Raw genomic sequence first — 22,654 nt, 5'->3', positions numbered from 1 at the left:
TGTCACCCGCGCGGCGATTCCTCGGTCCGGTCTTGGATTTCCTGCTGGCGCGTCGGCATCTTGTCGATGGCGCGGCTGATTTCCCGAACGCTCCACGGCAGGGGCTTGCGCTGTTTGACGCCGCCATCCTTGTCGATGATGGCCAGCATGAAGCCGCGCGGCCTCAGCGCGATGCGCGCGGAGGAGCGTTCTGACGGGTTGGTGTCGGTGATGATCACCACGTCCCGCAGATCAAGCGCGTTCAGATCGCTGGTCAGGTACTGCATTTGTTGCACGTATCGCGGGTCTGCCGGGCTGTCGGCAAACACCACAATCGGACGCTTGATCCAAAGGAATTCCTCAAGCGTCACGTTTTCAGCAGACCGGATCATGTCAATCGACAGATCATCTATTGTCGCGCTGTCATCCTGCGCCTGTCCCATTACGGGAACGGCAAACAGAAGTGCGGCCAGCATCGCGGGTAAGACTTTGTTCATGCCTCGAAATATAGGGCGCGCATTGCGCAAAGCGAAGGCACGAAGCGGGTCAGCCCGCAAAAAAGTGACCGATGCCATTCTGCGCGCACCCGAACCCATGCTTTTGGTTCCTTGGTTCCACAAGGACACAGGGCCATTGAAGACAAGAGGAACAACAGACCTATGACTGCCAAAAAAGACACATGGCGCGCCTTGGCCGAGAAAGAGCTGCGTGGCAAGCCGCTGGATGCTCTGACGTGGAAGACCCTCGAAGGGATTGAGGTGCAGCCGCTTTATACCGAGGACGACATCAAGGATTTGCCGCATCTGGGCACCATTCCGGGTGAGGCTCCGTTCACACGCGGCGTGAAGGCGACGATGTATGCGGGGCGTCCTTGGACGATCCGGCAATATGCGGGCTTTTCCACCGCCGAGGAATCGAACGCCTTTTACCGCAAAAACCTTGCGGCAGGGCAGCAGGGTGTGTCGGTCGCCTTCGATCTGGCGACGCACCGGGGCTATGACAGTGATCACGAGCGTGTCGTGGGCGATGTCGGCAAAGCCGGTGTGGCCATCGACAGCGTTGAGGACATGAAGATCCTTTTTGACGGCATTCCGCTGGATCAGGTGTCGGTGTCGATGACGATGAATGGCGCGGTTATTCCGATCCTTGCGTCCTTTATTGTGGCCGGTGAAGAACAGGGGCACGATAGGGCTGTTCTGTCGGGGACCATTCAGAACGACATCCTCAAGGAATTCATGGTGCGCAACACCTATGTGTATCCGCCCGAACCGTCGATGCGGATCATTGCGGATATCATCGAATACACTTCGGACAACATGCCGAAATTCAACTCGATTTCGATTTCCGGCTATCACATGCAGGAGGCCGGTGCGAACCTTGTGCAGGAGTTGGCCTATACGCTGGCGGACGGCAAGGAATACGTGAAAACCGCGATGGATCGCGGTATGGATGTGGACAAGTTCGCAGGGCGGTTGTCGTTTTTCTTTGCCATTGGCAAGAACTTCTTCATGGAAGCGGCCAAACTGCGGGCGGCACGGTTGCTGTGGCATCGGATCATGTCCGATGTTGGCGCAAAAGACCCCAAGTCAAAGATGCTGCGCACCCATTGCCAGACCTCGGGTGTGTCGTTGGCCGAGCAAGACCCGTACAACAACGTGATCCGAACCGCCTACGAGGCGATGAGCGCGGTTCTGGGCGGCACCCAGTCGCTGCACACCAACGCTTTGGACGAAGCGATTGCTTTGCCGACTGAATTCTCGGCCCGGATTGCGCGGAACACGCAGTTGATTTTGCAGGAAGAAACCGGCGTGACCAAAGTGGTCGACCCATTGGCAGGGTCTTACTACGTCGAAAAGCTGACCCATGATCTGGCCGAAGCGGCGTGGGCGTTGATCGAAGAGGTCGATGAGATGGGCGGCATGACCAAGGCTGTGGCGTCCGGCATGCCCAAGCTTCGGATCGAGGAAACCGCGGCGATGCGGCAGGCCCAGATCGACCGGGGCACCGATGTGATCGTCGGGGTGAATAAGTACCGGCTCGCCAAGGAAGATGCGCTCGACATTCTGGACGTGGACAACGTCAAGGTGCGCCTAAGCCAGATTGCGCGGCTCGAGAGCATTCGCAGCACGCGGGATCAGGCCGTCTGCGATGCGGCTTTGGCCGAGCTTGAGAAACGCGCCGCCGAGGGTGGCAATCTGTTGGAGGCGGCGGTCGAGGCGTCTCGCGCACGCGCCACGGTAGGAGAGATCAGCATGGCAATGGAAAAGGTGTTCGGCCGTCACCGGGCCGAGGTGAAGACATTGGCTGGCGTCTATGGCGCGGCCTATGAGGGCGACGAAGGCTTTGCCGCGATCCAGCGGTCGGTCGAGGCGTTCGCCGAGGATGAGGGTCGCCGTCCGAGGATGCTCGTGGTGAAGATGGGACAGGACGGGCATGACCGGGGCGCGAAAGTGATCGCCACGGCGTTTGCCGATATCGGCTTTGACGTCGATGTGGGGCCTTTGTTCCAGACCCCGGCCGAGGCCGCGCAAGATGCCATCGACAACGATGTGCACGTGATCGGGATTTCCTCTCAGGCGGCCGGGCACAAGACGCTGGCGCCGCAGCTTGTGCAGGAGCTGAAGGCGCAGGGTGCGGGGGACATTCTGGTGATCTGTGGCGGAGTTATTCCGCAGCAGGATTATCAGTTCCTCTATGATGCTGGTGTGAAGGCAATCTTTGGGCCGGGCACCAACATTCCCGAGGCGGCGCAGGACATTCTGCGGCTGATCCGCGAGGCGCGCGGGTAAGCACGGGGCGCGCGGACGCGTGGCAGCGTCCGCGATTTTCCGTTGACGGAATACCGCCCGCATGTGTGAATGTGCGCATGAAGTTCGAATTGGATCACATCGCGGTTGCGGGCGAAACGCTGGACGAGGCGGTTGCGCACAGTGAAGAGGCACTGGGCGTGACGCTTGGTGCTGGCGGGCAGCACGCGCACTACGCCACCCACAACCGTTTGTTGGGGCTGGAGCAAGACCTCTATTTCGAAGCCATTGCGCCTGACCCGTCGCAACCCAAGCCGGACTATCCGCGCTGGTTCGGGCTGGACGATTTCGACGGTCCGGCACAGCTCGACAAATGGATTCTGCGCTGTGATGACATCGACGCCGCACAGCGCATGTTCCCCGAAGCAGGCGAGCCGGTGCATCTGAGCCGGGGTGACCTGAGTTGGACCATGTTGGTGCCGCCCGATGGGCGCTTGCCGTTTGGCGGTTTGTTCCCCGCCATCATCCAGTGGCACACGGAAACGCCGCCGGGCATGACGCTGCACAGCGCAGGGCTGCGGCTTGAGGCGCTGACGATCTGCGGTCCAGACGTTGCGGCGTTGCAAGAACGGCTGGCTCCGGTTTTGGATGATGATCGGGTGATCTATCGGACAATGGCGGACCGGATGATGCAGGCTGTGTTCCTGACCACAAGCGGGCGGCGTATTCTTACATGATCATACGGCCTGCGCGCGCCGATGATGCTGAGGCGTTGACGGTGATCCTGAACGACGTGATCGAGAACACCACGATCACATTTACCTCGACCCCGAAAACCGTCGACTTCGTGCGCGATGACATCGCTGCAAGAGGCCCTGCGTTTGTCGTGGCCGAGATCAATGGGCGTGCGGTGGGCTATGCCACTTATTTCCCGTTCCGCAACGGGCCGGGCTATGCGCGGACCAAGGAACATTCCATTGCGCTGGCAGCGCAGGCGCGGGGCACCGGGGCCGGGCGGGCGCTGATGGCGGCGCTTGAAAACGTGGCGCGGGCTGAAGGGGTGCATTCGCTTTGGGCCGGTGTGAGCGCTGAAAACCCCACGGGGCGCGCGTTTCATGCCGCAATCGGGTTTGTGGAGGTCGCCACTTTGCCCGAGGTGGGGTTCAAGTTCGATCGGTGGATCGACCTTGTGCTGATGCAGAAAAAGCTCTGATGCCGCACTGACAAAATTCGCGCTTTCCCGTAAACTGCGCGCATGTCGATCTGGTCGCGCATAGCGGATGCTCTTTCGGCCCTTGCCTCGGGCGAGGGCCTTACAGCTGTGTTCGACAGGCTGCGCTCACCGCCGGAAAAGACCGTGGCCTTCACCATTGCCGTGATTGCGCTTTCCGCCAAGATGGCCAAGGCGGATGGTCTGGTGACCCGCGACGAGGTGATGGCCTTTCGCGAAGTCTTCCACATCCCGCGCGAAGACGAAGAGGGCGCGGCGCGCGTATTCAACCTTGCCCGTCAGGACGTCGCGGGCTTTGAAGAATATGCCAAGCGCATTCGTGCGATGTTCGGTCAGGATCAGGGCACGCTGTGCGATCTGATGGAGGGGCTGTTCCACATTGCTATGGCGGATGGCACTTATCATCCCGGCGAAGATGCGTTTCTGCTGCGCGTGGCCGAGATTTTCGATCTGCCCGACGGATCTTTTCGCCGTCTGAAATCGCGCTTTGTGCCGGATGCGGCACCTGACCCTTATGACGTTCTGGGGGTCGAACCGGGTATGACGCTGAAGGAAATCCGCGCCACTTGGCGGCAGCTTGTCCGCGAGAGCCATCCTGATCGGATGATCGCCCGGGGTGTGCCGGAAGAGGCGGTCAAGCTGTCGGAACGGCGGCTGATCGACATCAACCGCGCGTGGGAAGAGATCGCAGCGCGCGAACATGCCTGATGCCGTACGGATGCGATTTCGATGAGAATTGCCACCTACAACGTCGAATGGTTTGACGCCCTGTTCGATGACACAGGTGCTTTGATCGCAGACGGGTCATGGTCGGCACGGCATAATGTGACCAAAGCGATGCAGACCGAAGCCTTGGGTATCGTATTCACTGCGATGGATGCGGATGTGGTGATGGTTGTCGAAGCGCCCGACACCAACCGCCAGCGCGACACGGTGCGCGCACTTGAAACCTTTGCCAAGGCGTTCGATCTGCGCGCACACACTGCGGTTCTGGGGTTCAGCAATGACACCCAGCAGGAAATCGCGGTGATGTATGATCCTTACGTTGTGGATATGCGCCATGATCCCAAAGGGCAGGCGCCTGTGCCCGGTGCACCCCAGATCGCCGGTGCGCCGCGCTTTGACGGGACGTTTCGCATCGACCTTGATATCGACGCGACCGAGGACCGGGTCGTGTTTTCCAAACCGCCGCTTGAGGTCGAAATGACCGTTTTGGCGACCGGACAGGTGATCCGCCTGATCGGCGCACATCTGAAATCGAAAGCCCCACATGGGGCGCATAACCGCGATGAGGTCATGCGGCTGTCCATTGCCAATCGACGCAAGCAATTGGCGCAGGCGATCTGGCTGCGGGCGCGGGTGGCGGAACATCTGGAGCTGGGAGATCCGCTGATCGTGATGGGCGATCTGAACGATGGCCCCGGTCTTGACGAGTACGAGCATCTTTTCGGGCGCAGTTCGGTCGAGATCATTCTTGGCGATGGGGACGCAGTGCTTTACGACCCGCACGCGTCAAAAGCCTTGTTGCGGCGGATCGGGCCGCAGCCCACCACGGCGCGGTTCTATATCCCGCACGATGATCGGTTTTTACAGGCACTGTTGGATTACGTGATGGTGTCGCGGGATCTTCGATCCAAGGCCAAGCGGTGGCGCATCTGGCATCCGTTCGACGATCCGACCTGCTGGAAGACGCCGGAGCTGCGAGAGGCGCTGCTGACAGCGTCGGATCATTTCCCGGTGACACTGGATATCGACCTTTAGGTGAAATCCCGGGTGAGATCGCTTATATTGGTCTTATGAAACAGATTTCCGCACTTGCACTCGCCGTGGCGCTAACCCCTCTTGGGGCTGTGGCACAGGACGACGAAGGCACCAGCCTCATGGAAGAGGGCGCAAAGCTTTTCTTTCGTGGGCTGATGAGCGAGATGGAGCCCGCCTTGCGCGAGCTTGAAAACCTTGCTGATGAAATGGAGCCCGCGTTGCGCAGTTTTGCCGAGGAGATGGGCCCCGCTTTGCGCGATCTGATGGATCAGGTGGAAGACTGGTCTGCCTATGAGCCTCCGGTGGTTTTGCCCAACGGGGATATCCTGCTCAAACGCAAACAGGATGCGCCGCCGCTGGAAGGTCTCCCGCCGCCCGAGGGCGACGAGATCGACATTTAAGACTTATTCCGCTGGTTGGGCGTAGGCGCTTTGACGTGATGGCTTGAGCGCCGCATTGGCCAAAAGCGCGCCTGCTGCGATCGACAGGATCGCCAGAAGTGCCGCAATGGACAGCGTCGGCACACCGGCCAGACCCGCGCCCACGGTGCAGCCGCCGGCCAGAACGCCGCCGATGCCCATCAGCACTGCACCGCCTGCATAGCGGCCTGTTTCCGCCGGGGTGTGGAACGACTGCCACTGGAAGCTGCCAAAGATCAACGAGGCCACCAGCGCGCCGATCACGGTGCCACCGATCAGACCGACACCGAAATTCGCGGGGATCGAGGTGGAGGCCACGGTCCAGAATAGTGTGTCAGCATACGGCGCGGTGAAGGATAGGCTTTCCAGTGCGACCGGGTCGAAGTCGTCATAAAGCACAAACCCAGTGCCAATCCAGCCCGCAGGCACCAGCGCGCCCAGCAGGGCCGCCATGACCAGCGTGGTCGCCCGGTTGCCAGAGCGCAGTGCCACAGCCAGCGCCGCAAGTGCGATCAGCACCGACCAGACCAGCGCGCCGCCGGGCAGGGTGGCCAAGGACACCGTGTCTCCCAGAGGGACGGTGAACGACCCAAGCGTGGTGCGGACCGGAGCCAGCACGCCTTTCAGCGTGGCATGGGCGGTGATTGCGAAGACCAACAGGACAAACACGCCACGCAGGTTTCCGCTGGCGGACAAAACAGTGAGGCGAGATACGCAGCCACGTGTCAGCACCATGCCCGCACCGAACATCAGGCCACCCAGAACGATGGCAAGGATCGGCAGGTCTCCGGCCATGAAGCGGTGATCGTCGAATGTGATCAGGCCCGACAGCACACCAGCTTGCGTGCCCAGAACGGCCACGGCCAAAGCGGTCAGCCAGACCCCCAACGCCTGTTTGCGGTCGTCTCCGACCAGTCCGCGACGGAAGCAGAATTTTGTGCGCTCGGCCAGAAGGCCAAAGGCTGCGCCAAGGATCAGCGCAACACCCACTGCGACTTGCGGTGCTGTGTAGTTTTCAAAGCCAAGGGATTCGAACATGGGTCGGTCCTTCCGTCTGTTGATCTGCCAGATGGAGGGAAAGTTTCCTTTGGGCAAGGCATACACGGCCAGTATACGGCGGGATTTCAGGAAAGGTATCTTGGCGCGAGCGCAGAAACCGGAACAGAATTCCGATTTCCGCTTTGTCGCCGTGACGGACGTTCAAGGGATCACCCGCTTGCCGTGCCGATTGATCTTATTTTAGGTCCCGCCGTTCAGCGGCCCCGGATACGTGGGTCGAGCGCGTCGCGCAGACCGTCACCAAGGTAGTTCACGCTGAGCACCGTGAGCGAGATCGCGATGCCCGGCAGGTAGACCCGTTCCGGGAACTGCTGCATCCGCTGCACCGCGTCGGCCAGCATCTTGCCCCATGTCGGGAAGTCCGACGGGAAGCCGACGCCAAGAAAGCTGAGTGCGCTTTCCGTGATGATCGCGGTCGCAAGGCCCAAAGTGGCCGAGACCATGATAGGTGACAGCACGTTGGGCAGCAGGTGGCGCTGTACGATGCGGAACGGCGTCGTGCCAATGGAACGCGCGGCAAGGATGAATTCGCGTTCCTTGAGGGCAAGTATATCGCCGCGCACGATGCGGGCGGTGGGCATCCAGCTCGTGATGGCAATGATGCCGACGATCAGCACGAACATGCCGCCCTCTGGGCCGAACGCCTCGCGCAGGGGCTGGCGGAAAAGCGTCACCGCAACCAGCAACAGCGGCAGGATCGGCAGCGACAGGAACAGGTCTGTCAGGCGCATCAGCAGACCGTCGGCTTTGCGAACAAAGCCAGCCAGCACGCCCACGGTTGTTCCGATGATCAGGCTCAGGATCATGGCGGCCCAGCCCACGGCCATCGACGTGCGCCCGCCCTGAATGATCTGGGCCAGTTGATCGCGTCCCAATTGGTCGGTGCCGAAAGGGCGGCTCCACGCGGTCTTGGCCCCGGCGTCCCACAGGGCTGTCCAGATCGGGCGCAGGTCCTTGTTGCGGATGTCGAGCTTTTGCGCGTCGACCTGCCAGATGTATGGACCAAGAAGCACGGCCAACGTGATGAACAGCAGGAACCCGCCGCCGAACATCGCGCCCTTATGTTTGCGGAACTGGTCCCAGACGTCTTTCCACTGGCTGCGCGGCGGCTCAAGTGGGCCTTTGTCGGCCAGCGCTTCAATCGGGGTGGGTGTGGCTTGCACGGGCTCAGTCATAGCGGATCCTCGGGTCGAGAAGGCCGTAGAGGATATCGGCAATCAGGTTGAAGAGAACGATCAGCACGGCAAAGATGAAGGTCAGTGTCATCACCATGGGCAGGTCATTGGCAAAGAGTGCTGTGATCAGCAATTGCCCGATGCCGTTCACCTTGAACACGTTTTCCGTGATGATCGCGCCGCCGAAGATCGACGGGACGTTGAGCGCGATCACGGTGATTACCGGAATCATCGAGTTGCGCAGGACGTGGACCGTCACAACCACGGCTTCGGAAAGCCCCTTCGCGCGGGCGGTGCGGACATAATCCTGGTTGAGGTTGTCGAGCATCGAGGCACGCATGTAGCGGCTGATCTGGGCCGTCGTCTGAAGTGCCAATACCATCACCGGCAGGATCATCTGGCTTAACTGGAATTTCAGGCTAGCCCAGTCATTGACCACGTGGGTCGTATCATAGATCGACGGGAACCAGCCCAGTTGCACCGAAAAGATCACGATCAACAGTGGGCCTGTGAAGAAGGGTGGGATCGAAAAGCCGATCATCGTGATGAACGTGCCGGATTGGTCGAACACCGAATACTGGCGGTAGGCGGAATAGATGCCGATGGGCAAGGCGATCAGGATGCCCACCACATAGGCCATGCCGACCACCCAGAGGGTTTGCGGAATACGCTGGATCACGATGTCCATCACCGGGCTGCGGGTCTGCCACGAGATCACGCGCAGTTCGTTCTGGTACAGCTGCGTGTCGGGCAACCAGCCCAGAAGGGTGCTGGAATTGGTCAGGTAGTCGATAAAGACCTTGGGTTCGATCCAAAAGACCTGAACCAGCCATTTCCAATATTGCACCAGCGGCGGTTCACCCACGCCAAGAGCTTGGCGCATCTTTTCCTTGACCTCGGGTGGAACGGTCAGCGGCACCTGCGCCATCGGATCTCCGGGGGCGAGTTGCAGTAGCATGAAGATGACAAAACTGATGAACAGAAGCGTCGGAACGGCGAGAACAAGTCGTCGGACGGCGAAGGTCAGCATCGGATGGCGCCTCGGGTCATAAGTCTTTTACAGGGAAGCAACGTGTAGGGCGGGCACGGGGCCCACCCTACGAGAAACGCTGTTTGCGATCAGTTGGATTCGATGCGGTACCAGTCCGCAACGTTCCAGAGTTCGCTGTCCCAAACGTTCAGCACAACACCGCCAAGCGTGTTGGCATGTGCGGACAGACGGCCACGGTGGACCAGCGGGATCATCCCGCCATTGTCGGTCATCATCGCGCTGAGTTCACGACCGATGCGCTGACGCTCTGCCATATCGGCGGTTGCGCTCAGCTCTGCATGCAGCGCGTCGAACTCTTCCATGCAGAAGCGGCTGATGTTTTCACCCTGCCACTGCGTTTCGGGGCGCGGTGCGTTGGCGCACAGACCGTTGCCAAGATAGGATTGCGGGTCGGTGCCGTTGAAGGTGTTGGCGTACATCTGCACGTCGGCATAGAACTTCTGGAACGTGTCGGGCGAACCCGCGTCACCACCGAAGAACACCGAGCTGTCGACGTTGCGCAGTTCGACCTCAAAGCCGATCTGTTCCCACCATTCCTTGATCAGCGCCTGGAAATCCTGACGAACAGCGTTGGTCGATGTCTGGTACAGGATCGAGAGCGGCACGCCATTGTGTTCGCGCACGCCGTCGCCGTCGCTGTCGACGATGCCAGCTTCATCCAGCATTGCCTTTGCGCCGTCGATGTCCTGCACGTCGCAGCCTTCGAATGTGGACGCGAAGGCTTCAGGCGCGGGAACCCAGGAACACCCGACCTTGCCGGCCTGACCATAGCCGATTTCCACCAGCAGAGGACGGTCGATGGCCATGGACATCGCTTTGTAGACCGCCGGTTCCTGCAGGAACGGGTGCGGGTGGGTCGCGGTCGAGCGTTCGCCTTCAGGCAGGCTCGGATCGGCCCATGTCTGGTTGATCATGATGCGCTCGAGCAGCGGGCCAAAGCCAGCCACCGGCACACCTTTGCCGCCTGCTTCCATCTGCGCGATCACGTCGGGCGCCAGCTGGAGGTTCCACGCGTAATCGAATTCGCCGGTTTCCATCACGGCCTGACCCGCCGCGCGGGCGTCGCCGCCACCTTTGAAAGTCACGCTTGCAAAGGCAGGCTTGGCCGGGTCGCGGTAGTTCGGGTTGGCCGACATGGTGATCACGTCGTTCGGTTTGAATTCGTCAACGACAAAGGGACCGGTGCCGATCGGGTTGAAGTTCTGTTCGGTGCAGGTCGATGCCGCAGCGCCAAGGCAGTCCGCAAACTGTGCAGCCTGCAGGATCGGGCTTTCGCCGCCAACGAACGGGCCATACGGGTTCGGTGTTGGTCCCTCAAAGGTGACGACCACGGTCAGGTCATCCGGGGTTTCAACGCTTGTCACGCCGTTGAACTTGGTCAGCTGTGCACAGCCGCCTTCGGGGTGGGTGCAGTATTCATGTGTGAATGCCACATCCGCCGAAGTGAAAGGCGTCCCATCAGACCACAGCAGGCCCGGTGCGATTTTCCATGTGATCGAGGTCAGGTCTTCGCTGACGCCGCCATTGGCCACGGTCGGGATTTCAGCGGCCAGCCACGGCACCAGTTCGCCTTGTTCGTTGTACCGTGCCAGCGGTTCCAGAATCATCGACGCCGCTTCGACGTCCTTGGTCCCGCCCGACAGGAACGGTGTCAGGATCGAAGGCGCTTGCCAGTAAATGATTTTGACTTCGCCGTCTGAGCCACGCTCGGCAAATGCGGCGGGCGCCAGGGCTACGGCAGCAGCAGCCCCCAAAAGTACGGATTTGAGTTTCATTCGTCTCTCCTTGTTGGACATAGTTTACCCATGTCGTTTTCCTTGGTGGGAGCCTTGGGCGCGTGTTCTGTTAGGTTTTCGGTGCAAAAGCCCGGAAACCGCCCTGAAAACGCGCAGGTTTTTCCCCCTGTGTGCGCATCGAAACAGCTTTTGAGCAAAATGCAAGTCCCGCGGGAGCGATAACATGGACGACGTCGAGACAGAGTTTGACTCTGGCCCTGCGTCGGTTAGCGTTTGAGCAACGAATGAAAAAGGACCGCGCCCATGCCGGATGGCAGCATCGCCAAAATCGAGAATCTTCGCGTCGAATTTCAGACCAAGTCCGGCACCGTCGTCGGCGTCGAGGATGTTTCGTTCCACATCAATCCCGGTGAAACCGTCTGCGTGGTGGGCGAATCCGGCTCGGGCAAGTCGGTGTCGTCGCTGGCACTGATGCGCCTGATTGAATATGGCGGCGGTGACATTGCGGGCGGACGTTTGCTGTTCGACCGCAAGGATGCGGGCGAGGTGGACCTGTCTGAGACTGATCAGGACCTGATGCGCACGATCCGTGGCAACGAGATCGGGATGATCTTTCAGGAACCCATGACAGCGCTGAACCCGGTCTTCACCGTGGGCAAGCAGCTGACAGAAGGGCTGCGGCTACACAAGAACATGAGCAAATCGCAGGCCGAAGAGCGTGCGCTGGACCTGATGCGGCAGGTGCGGATTCCCGAACCAGAGCGCCGGTTAAAACAATATCCCCACGAACTGTCCGGCGGGATGCGACAGCGCGTGGTCATTGCGATGGCGTTGGCGTGCGAGCCGCGATTGCTGATCGCGGACGAGCCGACGACGGCGCTGGACGTGACCATTCAGGCCGAGATTCTTGCCCTGATGGACCGGCTCAAACGTGAGACCGGCACGGCGGTGATGTTCATCACCCACGATATGGCGGTGGTGGCACAGATGGCCGACCGGGTGGTGGTGATGTTCCGCGGCAATAAGGTAGAAGAGGGAACGGTCGAAGAAATCTTTGAGAACCCGCAGCACCCTTACACGAAATCGCTTCTGGCGGCGGTGCCCAAGCTGGGCGAGATGACGGGCACCGACCTGCCGCGACCGATGCGCCTTTTGGGGCGCGACGGATCCGAAGTGCCGCCGATCACCGGGTCGGACGAGGTCCTGCTCGAAGTCAAGAACCTGACCACGCGGTTCGAAGTCAAAGGCGGGTTCTTCCGGCGGACGGTGGCGAATGTACACGCGGTCGAGGATTTGTCCTTTTCGGTGAACAAGGGCCAGACCCTTAGCCTTGTGGGTGAATCCGGTTGTGGCAAGTCCACGGCGGGCCGGTCAATCCTGCGGCTGGTCGAACCGATGCAGGGCAGCGTGTTCCTTGACGGCAAAGACATCATGTCGCTGACGCAGTCCGAACTGCGCGAGGCGCGGCGCGACATGCAGATGGTGTTTCAGGATCCGTTTGCCTCGCTCAATCCGCAGATGCAGCTGTCCGATCAGGTGTCCGAACCGATGCGCAATTTCGGCATGGGATCGAGCGCCGAGATGCAGAAACGGGTCGAGATGCTGTTCGACCGGGTGGAACTGCCGCGCAGCTTCATGCAGCGCTATCCGCACGAACTGTCCGGCGGTCAACGCCAGCGGATCGCGATTGCGCGGGCGCTTGCGTTGAACCCCAAGCTGATCGTGTCAGACGAGGCGGTGTCGGCGCTGGACGTGTCGGTGCAGGCGCAGGTGTTGAACCTGATGCTGGAATTGCAGGCGGAACTGGGAATTTCCTTCCTGTTTATCAGCCATGACATGGCCGTGGTCGAACGGGTCAGCCACCATGTCGGCGTGATGTATCTGGGCCGGATCGTGGAAATCGGCCCGCGTCGCGCGGTGTTCGAAAACCCGCAGCACCCCTATACGCAGGCATTGATGAAGGCGGTGCCGATTGCCGATCCGCGCAAGCGCAAATCCGAGAAGGATTTGAACTTCAAACCGATTCCGTCGCCGATACACGGGCTGGACTACGAACCGGAGCCGTCGATCTACCGCGAGGTGGAGCCCGGTCACAAAGTGCTGATCACCGACAGCGGCTACTGAAACCTGCTGTAAACGCCGCTAAGGTCCGCACATGGTACGAGTGTTCAGATGGCTTTCCCGCGGCCTGATTGCGGTCTTCGCGCTTTTGACGTTGGTGGCATGTGCGCTGCACGTGACCCAGACCGAAGGCAATGTAACTGTCGCGCCGCCTGAAGGGGCGGCGCTGCGGATCGCCAGTTACAACGTGCACTATATTCGGCTGGATAAGGAAACCGGCGCGTGGTCGGTCGGTGATTGGGAACGGCGCAAAGGGCCTTTGGACAGCGCGTTCAAGGCGTTGCGCGCCGATGTGGTGGCGTTTCAGGAAATGGAGAGCTTTCGGCGCGGTGATGATGGATCGGTTAATCTGGGCCGGGATCACTTGACGGCTGGCAACCCGGCCTACGGCGTTGCCGCCACGGGTGATTGGCAGACATTCCCCACCACGCAGCCGATATTTTACCTGAAAGAGCGGTTGCAACCCGTTGATCAGGGATGGTTTTTCTTTTCTGACACACCCGATGTGATCTATTCGCGGACCTTCAATGGCTCGTTCCCAGCCTTTGCGTCATGGGCGCAGTTCGAAGATCGCGAGACGGGGCAAAGGTTCCGTGTGGCCAACGTACATTTCGAATATTCCAGCCGGTCGAACAGGCTGTTGTCTGCCGCTTTGGTGCGGGATCGTCTGAAGCCGTGGATCGACGCTGGTGAAACCGTTTTTCTTGTGGGTGACCTGAACGCGCTGCACGGGGCGCAGACGATGGACATTCTGGAAGAGGCGGGTGTCGTCTTTGACCGCTCGCCCGCTGCAACGTATCACCTCAATCGTGGTGTGCATGTGCTTGGGGCGATTGACCATCTGTCGCGCACACCGAACGTGACGCTGGACGCAGGGCCGGTTGTTCTGCAAGAGAAGTTTGACGGCGAATGGCCTTCGGACCATCATCCCGTCTACGCCGACTATCTGCTCCCCTGATCCGCAAAGTGAGACCATGCCAAACCGCCTGAGCCCGCGTGCCATTCTTGACCAATTGGTCAAATTTCCCACTGTCAGCCGTGACACCAACCTGCCTTTGATCGACTGGGTCGAGGCCTATCTGGCCGAACACGGCGTTCAAAGCCATCGGCATGTGAAATCCGATGATCCCTTGAAGGCTGGGCTGTTTGCCCATGTCGGGCCAGAGGTTGCGGGCGGAGTGGTGCTGTCGGGTCACACGGATGTTGTGCCGACCGATGGTCAACCGTGGAGCACCGATCCCTTCACGGTGACCGAGAAGGACGGCAAGCTGTACGGGCGCGGCACCACCGATATGAAAGGCTTTGATGCGCTCGCCATCTGGGCGTTGGTCGAGGCGCAGCATCGCGGCGTGACACGCCCCGTGCAGATCGCGCTGAGCTATGACGAAGAAATCGGCTGCACCGGTGCGCCGCCCTTGATCGAGGCGATGCAGGGCATTGTTCCGCGCGCTGACACGGTGATCGTGGGTGAGCCGACCATGCTCAAGGCGGTGACGGGGCATAAGGGCAGTGTCAGCTACACCATTCACGTGCACGGGTTTGAGGTGCATTCCTCGGTTCTGCACACCGGGGTGAGTGCGATCATGTATGGTGGCAAACTGATCGAATGGGCCAACCGCATGAACGACGAAAGTGCCGCCGCAACGCCCGCGCCAGTCGCAGCGATGTTCGATCCGCCTTATACAAATGTGCATGTCGGCGTGATCCACGGCGGCACCGCGCACAACATCACGGCTAAGGATTGTGAACTGGTCATGACGATCCGCGTCGTTCCCGGTGAATCGCTTGAGGACTGGGACAACAGCTTGCGCGCCGCCGTGGCCGAGGTCGAAGCGCAGATGCAGGCCGTGCGCCCCGAAACATGGATCGAGATCACGCCGAACTCTGCCTTGCCGCCGTTCAAGTCTGACGATGCGGGCAGTGCCGAGACGCTTGTGCGCCAGCTGACCGGCGACAACGGCAAGCAATACGTGTCCTACGGGACCGAGGCGAGCCACTTTCAAAGTGCGGGCTATTCGGTTGTGGTATGCGGCCCCGGTGACATTGCCGTGGCGCACCAGCCAGACGAATTTATCACCGTTGATCAGTTCACCAAAGGACAGGCGTTCATGGAGCGTTTGCTGGATCACCTCTCGACATGATCCCATTCCCGATTTCCGAACAAAGCCCGATTGCCTTTGCCGGGCCGCCTCCGTCCGAGACCGATGTTGTGGTGATCGGCGGTGGCGTCATAGGCGTTTGCACGTCGCTGTACCTTGCCCGCAAGGGGCGGCGGGTGGTGCTGTTGGAGAAGGGACGCATCGCGGGAGAGCAATCCTCGCGCAACTGGGGCTGGATCCGGCAACAGGGGCGGGACCCGGATGAGTTGCCAATCATGGTCGAGGCGAACCGCCTCTGGACCGAGCTTGCCAGCCAGACCAATGTGGATATCGGGCTGAAACGGTCAGGTGTGACCTATTTGGCCGAAAGCGAGAAAGAGCTTCAGGGCTTTGCCGATTGGTTGCCGTACGCCACGGCGCAGGGTGTGGATACGGTCCTTTTGGACAGGGCGGGCCTCAAGGCGCGGTTCCCGGAATTGGCCAAGGGCGGTTATTCCGGGGCGATCACCACCCCGTCCGACATGCGGGCCGAGCCGTGGGTCGCGGTTCCCGCGTTGGCCGGGATCGCCGTGCGCGAGGGCGCAGTGATTGTCGAAGGCTGTGCCGCGCGCAAGCTGGACCTTGAGGCGGGGCGCATCACCGGGCTGTTCACCGAAGCCGGGCGCATCGCCTGTTCGGATGTTGTGGTCGCAGGTGGGGCGTGGTCCTCGCTCTTCCTGCGGGCGCATGGGGTGTCGATCCCGCAATTGTCGGTGCGGGCGAGTGCCGGGGCGACCGAGCCTGTGCATCTGCCCCATCAAGGGGCGGCGGCTGCGGGCAAGTATGCCTTTCGCACGCGGGCCGATGATGGGGCCTCACTGGCGGCAGGGGGCTTTCACGAGTTGTTCGTCGGGCCTGACGCGTTCCGCGCGCTGCCCAAGTTCCGCGCGCAATTGATGGCGTCTCCGTTTGGGACGCGGTTTCTGCCTGCAGCGCCCAAGGGTTATCCCGATGCGTGGGGCACCAAGCGGCAGTGGGACGGCGACGAGGTGACCCCCTTCGAAGGCATCCGCGTGCTGAACCCGAAACCCAATGCAGGCAAGCTGCGCAAGGTGGCGGCAGAGGTGGAAAAGCTGTTCCCCGAGGTGGGGCCGATCCGGTATCGCGCGATGTGGGCTGGTATGATCGACACCATGCCGGACGTGGTGCCGGTGGTGGACCGGGTGGACGCGATCCCCGGCCTGACCATTGGCACGGGTATGAGCGGGCACGGGTTCGGCATCGGGCCGGGCATGGGCCGGGTGCTGGCCGATCTGGTCTGCGGCGACGCTCCGGGGCATGACCTTCGGCGGTTTCGTCTCTCGCGTTTCAGCGATGGCAGCGCGATGGATTTGGGGCCGGCGCTTTAAGGCGCTTGTCCTCGATGTTGGCGTCGGTCAGTGTGCCGCTGTGAAATTGGAGGGCCCATGCCAGTCAAGAACAGCATTGCACAAAACTCGGGCACCATCACGGAGTGGCGGCGCTATCTGCACCAGCATCCCGAACTGATGTATGACGTCCATGAGACTGCGGCTTTCGTGGTAGACAAGCTGCGCAGCTTTGGCGCGGACGAGATCGTCACCGGGATTGGCCGGACCGGGGTTGTCGCGGTTGTCAAGGGGCGCACCGATACCAAGGGGCGAGTGATCGGGCTGCGGGCTGACATGGATGCTTTGCCCATCAGCGAAGCCTCGGGTGTGGACTATGCGAGCACCGTTCCGGGCAAGATGCACGCCTGTGGCCATGACGGGCATACGGCGATCCTTTTGGGGGTGGCACAGTACCTGAGCGAGACCCGGAATTTCGACGGGACTGCCGTGCTGATTTTCCAGCCTGCCGAAGAAGGCGGCGCAGGTGGGCGCGCGATGGTCGAAGACGGTTTGATGGACCGCTGGAACATTCAAGAGGTGTACGGCCTGCACAATTCGCCGGGCATTCCCGTGGGCCACTTCGCAATCCGACCGGGGCCGTTGCTGGCCTCTTCCGACGAATTCGAAATCCTTGTGACCGGGCGCGGCGGCCATGCGGCGGCTCCGCATGAGGCTGTGGACACCACGCTGGTTGCGGCGCAGATCGTGGTTGCGTTGCAATCGGTGGTGTCGCGCAACGTCAACCCGGTGCGGCCTGCGGTGGTGACCGTCGGCACCTTCCAGACCGACAGCAACGCGTCGAACGTGATCGCCCATTCGGTGCGGATGGAAGGCACAGTGCGGACATTGGCGACCGAGGTGCGGGCACAGGCCGAAGAGCGGATACGCGCCTTGTGCGAACATACGGCTTCGGCCTATGGCGCGACAGCCGAGGTGATCTGGACGCCGGGTTATCCGGTGACGGTGAACCACCCCGACCAGACCGCGTTTGCGGTCGAGGCGGCGCGGGCGGTGTCGGACCATGTGGATGACGACACCGATCCGATCCTGCCGGCGGAAGACTTTTCCTACATGCTTGAAGCCCGACCGGGAGCCTATATGTTCCTTGGCAATGGCGACACCCCGATGTGCCACCATCCCGCCTATGTTTTTTCAGATGACGCGATCCCGCTTGGTTGTAGCTGGTTCGCGGAACTGGTCGAATGCCGGATGCCGGTCTCGGCCTGACACGCAACGAAAGGAGGCAGTTCATGCCCGTGAAGAACCGATTTGCCGAACTCCAGGACGAAATCACCGCATGGCGCAGGGATTTGCACGAAAACCCCGAAATCCTGTTTGAGACGCACCGCACCAGCGCCTTGGTGGCAGAGCGGCTCAAGGAATTTGGCTGCGATGAAATCGTCACCGGCATCGGGCGCACTGGTGTGGTCGGCGTGATCAAGGGCAAGAGCGACACGTCGGGCAAGGTCATTGGCTTGCGGGCCGATATGGATGCGCTGCCGATCCACGAACAAACGGGGTTGGAGTATAAATCCAAGACCGACGGCGCGATGCATGCGTGCGGCCACGACGGCCATACCGCGATGCTGCTGGGCGCGGCCAAGTACCTGAGCGAGACGCGCAATTTCGACGGCACTGTCGTTGTGATCTTCCAGCCCGCCGAAGAAGGCGGTGGCGGTGGCCGCGAGATGTGTGAAGACGGGATGATGGAGCGTTGGGGCATTCAGGAGGTCTACGGCATGCACAACTGGCCGGGCCGTCCTGTGGGCAGCTTTGCCATTCGCCCGGGTGCATTCTTTGCCGCGACCGACCAGTTCGATATCACCTTCGAGGGCAAGGGTGGCCATGCGGCCAAACCACAGGAAACCGTAGACACAACCGTAATGGCCTCGCAAGCGGTGCTGGCCTTGCAGACCATCGCCAGCCGCAATGCCGATCCGATTGATCAGGTGGTTGTGTCAGTCACCTCGTTCGAAACCTCCTCCAAGGCGTTCAACGTGATCCCGCAGCGGGTGCATCTGAAAGGCACAGTGCGCACCATGTCGACGGAAATGCGCGATCTGGCGGAAACCCGGATCAAGGCGATCTGTTCGGGCATTGCCGCGACCTTTGGTGGGTCGGCCGACGTGAAATACCATCGCGGTTACCCGGTCATGGTGAACCACGACGCACAGACCGAGTTCGCCGCAGAGGTGGCCAAGTCCGTGTCTGGCGGCTGTGAAGAGGCCCCATTGGTCATGGGGGGCGAAGATTTCGCCTTCATGCTCGAAGAACGTCCCGGCGCGTATATCCTTGTCGGCAATGGCGACAGCGCAGCAGTGCATCACCCGGAATACAACTTCAACGACGAGGCGATCCCCGCAGGCTGTTCCTGGTGGGCCGAGATTGTCGAACAGCGCATGCCTGCGGCATAAGGATTGCGTCAGTAGGTTTGAAGCGGCGGGCTGTGATGGCCCGCCGTTTTGCGTTTTGTGCTTATCTGGGCTGGTGAGCGGTTTTCTGAGATAGAGCCTCGCGAAACCCTTTTCAGCCAAAGAGGACCAATGACTGCTTTGCGGACGAAGCCGTCATTCGCCGCAATTGCGCGAGCGGCAGCTTCAGGACATGTTATGGCTCAGAGCATCCAGCGCCAGATGAATAAGACCATGCTTCGGCGCATTTGCAGGCCAAGCTGCAAAAACGTCAATCGCATGTAGTTCCCAATTGGGCAGCACGTACTTCATTGATCCAGAGCCGACATCCTCGTTTGCCAAAAAGTCTGGAACGATAGCAAGCCCTGCGCCTGCTTTCGCCAATTGATAGAGCGCTTGCGCATCACTCACAGAAATACGCGCTTGCGGCCTGATTGTTGTATGAGTGCCCTTTGCTTTGCTGAACACCAACGGGACATTTTGAGCGGGTGATAGTGCCAGCCAATCCCAGTCGACAAGTTCGTTGGGATCATTTGGACTCGTTCGTTCTGCAAGGTACTCCGCAGACGCAACCAACTTGCGCTCGACCGAAAAAAGTTTGCGTGTGGTGGCAGAGTTTTTGACCTTCGGGCCCATTCGGATAGCAATATCAAAGCCGTCATCAATCAATGCGCGCCGCGTGTCCGAGAAGTCCAAAAACAGTTTTATCCGAGGGTGCGCTTGCGAAAAGGCTGCAATCTGCTGGGTGAAAAGTGACTGTGATAGGACGGATGGTACGGTCAGCCGCAGCTCGCCGCTTGGTGCACTTGCGGATACCGAAAGGTCGACCAGTTCACCTTCTACAGCCTCCAGCATTTTGTGGGTCGCCGCGAGGAGCCTGTGCCCTTCAGCCGTCAGCGTCAACTTTCGGGTAGATCGGTAGATTAGGGCAACACCAAGGCTCTCTTCCAGCTGTGAAACATGATGACTTACCACCGATGGTGACAGCCGAAGCTCGCGCGCTGCGCCACGGAATGACCCGTGGTCAATGATCTTGGCGAAGATTGCCATTTGACGCAGGCGATCAATCATTATGCAAAAATTCCGAACAGTTAAATTTATCCGTCCTATCTTATGAGTTTATGGCAATTTGTCCATCTTGGTAGCACACCGCCCGCACAGTTGCGCGGCACCTGTATATGCAGACCAGGAGATAAATCCATGAATACGTTCAAAACAACTCTCGCAGCAGCCTCACTTGGCCTCGCATCCATCGCAACAAGTGCCGCAGCCGACGACATGGCCACCGTGCAAACCTTCTACGATCTACTCAGCAATCCCGGCTCAGAAACCCATGTTGCGGCCTTTCTGGACGCCACCACGGAAGACTGGGAAAGCATCGGCAACTATTCCGGCACAAACGAGTTGCGCGATGAATTCGTCGGCCAGATGGGTTTCTTTGACCAGTTGATGCCCGATCTTGAATGGTCCGTTCAGGCGATGCACCAAGACGGCAATTTCGTCACCGTGCGCAGCCGTGCCACAGGCACCCCCGTCGGCCCGCTGTTTGGCGTGGATGGTGAAGGTCGCGGCTTTGATATCCTAACGATCGATATTCACGAGCTTGAAGACGGCAAGGTGATCCGCACCTACCACGTCGAAGACTGGGCCGGTGCGTTGCAGCAGCTTGCAGGCAACTAAGCCCACCATTCCTCGCGGCACCCGAACTGGCGGTACCGCGAGGCCACTAATTGATGTCGAGGCAAGCCCGCCTCGCATCACCTCACATCCCCCAATTAATGAGGCCTAAAATGAATAAATACTTACAATCCTGTGCGATCACCATCGCCAGCATCGCTTCGATCAGCGGGACGGCCGCAATCGCCGCAGGTGAAAGCGGTGAATACGTCAATGAGATTGCTCCCAACGTTTACAGCTACAGCCCCGGCAATGGCTATCACTCGATGTTCGTCGTCACCGAAGAGGGCGTTGCCGTATTTGAGACTGTAAACTCCCAACACTCAACATCAATGCTGGAAGCCATAAACGGCATCACCGATCAGCCAGTCGTATATGGCTTTCAGACGCATAACCATTGGGATCATGCGAGTGGCGGTGCAGTGCTGCAATCCGCCGGAGCTGAAACGGTAATGCATCGTCAGGCAGCGGAATGGCTCGAGGCCAATCCTGGTCGTGACACCTCTCCGCCCGACATCGTGTGGTCGGGTGATCGTCATGATATTGAACTGGGTGGGGTTACCATCGAGCATCATTATCTGGGTCTCAACCATGGCCTTGGTATGACGGTGTTTGTCGTGCCGGAGTTGGAGGTGGCCTATATCGGTGACCTTGTCACCCCCAACCGTGTGATGTTCAACATCGTGCCCGATTTTAATATCGGTGAATGGGAACGTTCCCTGGGCGAAATCCTTGAGCTCAATTTCGAAACCGCGGTCTGCTCGCATAGCGAACTGCCGGCTGGAGAAGTCGAAAACGGTTGTACGAAAGAGCATGTCGCCGAAGAACGTGCGTATATTCAAGACCTTCGGGGTGCAATTTTTGCTGAATTCGAGAAAGGCACGCCTGCTTCAGAAATCCCCACATCCATCGAATTGCCACAATATGCTCATTGGGCACATTACGATGACTGGCTCGCCATGAATGCGCAGCGGGTCCTGCTGGATCTATGGATGGGGCCTTACCCTTGGGTTCCGGCGGAAACGGCAGAATAATCGTTGCCAAGACACAGCATCGACGGCGTTCGCTGGTATGTCCCTGACACGCAAGTTGTGCCGGTCTTCACCCTGTCGAAGACCGGCACGACTCCACAGCGGATTGGTTTTAAAAAGTTCAGCTTCGAGAAAGGAAAGTATCATGCAGCGAATATGGCTACGGATTGCCTCTGCCGTAGTGGCGATGGAAATCGCCCTTGCCGCGCCAGTATTTGCCCAAAATATCAATTTCCCGGTGCGCGACGGTGTGCGCCCCGAGACGACGAGCGGCGTGCCGCATGTCCAGATTGGCATTCAGCCGGTTCCCGAACTATCCGAAGAGATGCTGCGTCAGGTCGCAGAGTTTCCCGGAGTTGTTCTTGGAGCGACCCGCGTGTCTCTCCCCGGTGCCGTCGGGTTTCAACTGGCAGGCGATGTCTCTTTAGCCCAACCACAGGCAATTGTCGGGGGGCGTGAGTTTGCGCATCTCCATCCTGATGGCAGCCTTCATGCGTCGCTGCATCCAGACACAGCCCGCGCCGCGATAGACGCCGGTTGGGCCGTGGCGCATCCATGGGCCGATCAGCGCACAGGATGGGAGGGGTTCGTGATGATCTATACTCCGATCTCCGAAGCTGAATTGGACGTGGTGCTAAATTTGGTGCGTGGGTCATACACCTTTATTACAGGCGAATTGTTGCCCGAGACATAAGGATAGCAGCCATTGGTGCAAAGTATAGCATCGGTCAATCAGGGCTCTTAGCAGCCATAACGCTTTTGGCTGATG

General features: G+C 60.0%; 21 protein-coding genes. 15 read left to right on the top strand and 6 right to left on the bottom strand.

The window, feature by feature from the left end; all coding sequences use genetic code 11:
• Positions 1-2: 2 nt before the first annotated feature.
• Positions 3-476, bottom strand: a complete 474-nt coding sequence (locus MCRY_RS10960; protein WP_085629866.1) for a DUF4174 domain-containing protein — start codon at positions 474-476, stop codon at positions 3-5.
• A 162-nt stretch (positions 477-638) separates the two neighbouring features.
• Between MCRY_RS10960 and scpA the strand changes: the two genes are divergently transcribed.
• The 6 genes from scpA (at position 639) to MCRY_RS10930 (ending at position 6,119) form a co-directional block, all read left to right on the top strand.
• Positions 639-2,768, top strand: coding sequence for a methylmalonyl-CoA mutase (gene scpA / locus MCRY_RS10955; RefSeq protein ID WP_085629732.1), 2,130 nt, complete (start codon positions 639-641; stop codon positions 2,766-2,768).
• Between the two features lie 77 nt (positions 2,769-2,845).
• The gene (locus MCRY_RS10950; RefSeq protein ID WP_085629730.1) at positions 2,846-3,463 is read left to right on the top strand and encodes a VOC family protein; all 618 of its coding nucleotides are present in this window, start codon (positions 2,846-2,848) and stop codon (positions 3,461-3,463) included.
• Positions 3,460-3,939, top strand: coding sequence for a GNAT family N-acetyltransferase (locus tag MCRY_RS10945; RefSeq protein ID WP_138488231.1), 480 nt, complete (start codon positions 3,460-3,462; stop codon positions 3,937-3,939). Before MCRY_RS10950 ends, MCRY_RS10945 begins: the two co-directional genes overlap by 4 nt.
• Positions 3,940-3,981: 42 nt before the next feature.
• Positions 3,982-4,665: a molecular chaperone DjiA gene (locus tag MCRY_RS10940; RefSeq protein WP_085629728.1), complete on the top strand. Its 684-nt coding sequence runs from the start codon at positions 3,982-3,984 to the stop codon at positions 4,663-4,665.
• Positions 4,666-4,686: 21 nt separating this feature from the next.
• Positions 4,687-5,718 carry an endonuclease/exonuclease/phosphatase family protein gene (locus tag MCRY_RS10935; protein WP_085629726.1) on the top strand — a complete coding sequence of 344 codons (1,032 nt, stop codon included), beginning with the start codon at positions 4,687-4,689 and terminating at the stop codon, positions 5,716-5,718.
• Positions 5,719-5,753: 35 nt separating this feature from the next.
• Positions 5,754-6,119, top strand: coding sequence for a hypothetical protein (locus MCRY_RS10930; protein WP_085629724.1), 366 nt, complete (start codon positions 5,754-5,756; stop codon positions 6,117-6,119).
• A 3-nt stretch (positions 6,120-6,122) separates the two neighbouring features.
• Here MCRY_RS10930 and MCRY_RS10925 read toward each other — a convergent pair whose 3' ends face one another.
• The 4 genes from MCRY_RS10925 to MCRY_RS10905 all read right to left on the bottom strand — a co-directional run bounded on the left by MCRY_RS10925 (position 6,123) and on the right by MCRY_RS10905 (position 11,197).
• The gene (locus tag MCRY_RS10925; RefSeq protein ID WP_085629722.1) at positions 6,123-7,175 is read right to left on the bottom strand and encodes a YeeE/YedE family protein; all 1,053 of its coding nucleotides are present in this window, start codon (positions 7,173-7,175) and stop codon (positions 6,123-6,125) included.
• Between the two features lie 215 nt (positions 7,176-7,390).
• Complete coding sequence (locus MCRY_RS10915; protein ID WP_085629718.1) at positions 7,391-8,371, bottom strand: ABC transporter permease; 981 nt, start codon at positions 8,369-8,371, stop codon at positions 7,391-7,393.
• Positions 8,364-9,401 (bottom strand): ABC transporter permease, encoded by a 1,038-nt coding sequence (locus MCRY_RS10910; protein WP_085629716.1) that lies wholly within the window; start codon positions 9,399-9,401, stop codon positions 8,364-8,366. The genes MCRY_RS10915 and MCRY_RS10910 overlap by 8 nt, the downstream gene beginning before the upstream one ends.
• Before the next feature lie 89 nt (positions 9,402-9,490).
• Entirely contained in the window at positions 9,491-11,197 is a 1,707-nt protein-coding gene (locus MCRY_RS10905) for a peptide ABC transporter substrate-binding protein (protein WP_085629714.1), read from the bottom strand.
• A 264-nt stretch (positions 11,198-11,461) separates the two neighbouring features.
• Between MCRY_RS10905 and MCRY_RS10900 the strand changes: the two genes are divergently transcribed.
• The 6 genes from MCRY_RS10900 to MCRY_RS10875 are packed head-to-tail and all read left to right on the top strand — an operon-like array spanning position 11,462 to position 19,180.
• Entirely contained in the window at positions 11,462-13,282 is a 1,821-nt protein-coding gene (locus tag MCRY_RS10900; RefSeq protein ID WP_085629712.1) for an ABC transporter ATP-binding protein, read from the top strand.
• Positions 13,283-13,313: 31 nt separating this feature from the next.
• Positions 13,314-14,237, top strand: coding sequence for an exonuclease/endonuclease/phosphatase family protein (locus MCRY_RS10895; RefSeq protein WP_085629710.1), 924 nt, complete (start codon positions 13,314-13,316; stop codon positions 14,235-14,237).
• A gap of 16 nt (positions 14,238-14,253) precedes the next feature.
• Positions 14,254-15,420, top strand: a complete 1,167-nt coding sequence (gene argE / locus MCRY_RS10890) for an acetylornithine deacetylase (RefSeq protein WP_085629708.1) — start codon at positions 14,254-14,256, stop codon at positions 15,418-15,420.
• On the top strand, positions 15,417-16,766 hold the full coding sequence (locus MCRY_RS10885) for an NAD(P)/FAD-dependent oxidoreductase (protein ID WP_085629706.1): 1,350 nt from the start codon (positions 15,417-15,419) through the stop codon (positions 16,764-16,766). The genes argE and MCRY_RS10885 overlap by 4 nt, the downstream gene beginning before the upstream one ends.
• Positions 16,767-16,823: 57 nt before the next feature.
• Positions 16,824-17,993, top strand: coding sequence for a M20 aminoacylase family protein (locus MCRY_RS10880; RefSeq protein WP_085629704.1), 1,170 nt, complete (start codon positions 16,824-16,826; stop codon positions 17,991-17,993).
• Positions 17,994-18,016: 23 nt separating this feature from the next.
• Positions 18,017-19,180: a M20 aminoacylase family protein gene (locus MCRY_RS10875; RefSeq protein WP_085629702.1), complete on the top strand. Its 1,164-nt coding sequence runs from the start codon at positions 18,017-18,019 to the stop codon at positions 19,178-19,180.
• Between the two features lie 183 nt (positions 19,181-19,363).
• Here the strand turns inward: MCRY_RS10875 and MCRY_RS10870 are convergent, their stop codons facing one another.
• A complete protein-coding gene (locus tag MCRY_RS10870) occupies positions 19,364-20,248 on the bottom strand; it encodes a LysR family transcriptional regulator (protein ID WP_085629700.1) in 885 nt (294 codons plus the stop codon).
• Between the two features lie 129 nt (positions 20,249-20,377).
• Here MCRY_RS10870 and MCRY_RS10865 point away from each other — a divergent pair, with 129 nt between their 5' ends.
• The 3 genes from MCRY_RS10865 (at position 20,378) to MCRY_RS10855 (ending at position 22,579) form a co-directional block, all read left to right on the top strand.
• Entirely contained in the window at positions 20,378-20,857 is a 480-nt protein-coding gene (locus MCRY_RS10865; RefSeq protein ID WP_085629698.1) for an ester cyclase, read from the top strand.
• Between the two features lie 110 nt (positions 20,858-20,967).
• Positions 20,968-21,888, top strand: coding sequence for an MBL fold metallo-hydrolase (locus MCRY_RS10860; RefSeq protein ID WP_085629696.1), 921 nt, complete (start codon positions 20,968-20,970; stop codon positions 21,886-21,888).
• Between the two features lie 142 nt (positions 21,889-22,030).
• Complete coding sequence (locus MCRY_RS10855) at positions 22,031-22,579, top strand: luciferase domain-containing protein (protein WP_085629694.1); 549 nt, start codon at positions 22,031-22,033, stop codon at positions 22,577-22,579.
• Positions 22,580-22,654 lie beyond the last annotated feature (75 nt).

This window comes from Marivita cryptomonadis (assembly GCF_002115725.1).
Classification (GTDB): domain Bacteria; phylum Pseudomonadota; class Alphaproteobacteria; order Rhodobacterales; family Rhodobacteraceae; genus Marivita; species Marivita cryptomonadis.
This window is presented reverse-complemented; position numbering and strand designations above follow the sequence as displayed.